The organism is Pseudoalteromonas sp. Z9A4 (assembly GCF_011378845.1).
In the GTDB taxonomy this organism is placed as follows: Bacteria; Pseudomonadota; Gammaproteobacteria; order Enterobacterales; family Alteromonadaceae; genus Pseudoalteromonas; species Pseudoalteromonas arctica.
On record NZ_WTLA01000070.1, the window covers coordinates 1 to 524 of the forward strand.

A 524-nucleotide genomic window follows, 5' to 3' on the forward strand; every position below is an offset into this window, starting at 1 on the left:
ATGGCAAAAGAAAAGTTTGAACGCGTAAAACCGCACGTAAACGTTGGTACAATCGGCCACGTTGACCACGGTAAAACTACACTAACTGCAGCAATCACTAACGTACTTGCAAAAGTATACGGCGGTGTTGCTAAAGATTTCGCATCAATCGACAACGCTCCTGAAGAGCGCGAACGTGGTATCACTATTTCAACGTCTCACGTTGAATACGATACTCCTTCACGTCACTACGCACACGTAGATTGTCCTGGTCACGCCGATTATGTTAAAAACATGATCACTGGTGCTGCTCAAATGGACGGCGCGATCTTAGTAGTTGCTGCGACTGATGGCCCTATGCCACAAACGCGTGAGCACATCCTTCTTTCTCGTCAAGTTGGCGTTCCTTACATCATCGTGTTCATGAACAAATGTGACATGGTAGATGACGAAGAGCTACTTGAACTAGTAGAAATGGAAGTTCGTGAACTTCTTTCAGAATACGATTTCCCAGGTGATGACTTACCTCTAATTGCTGGTTCTGC

At 45.4% G+C, this 524-nt stretch carries 1 protein-coding gene; it reads left to right on the top strand.

Annotated elements, in window-relative coordinates:
• Window positions 1-524, top strand: a 524-nt coding sequence (locus tag GQR54_RS19470; RefSeq protein ID WP_010555003.1) for a GTP-binding protein, incomplete at its 3' end; no start/stop codon positions are given.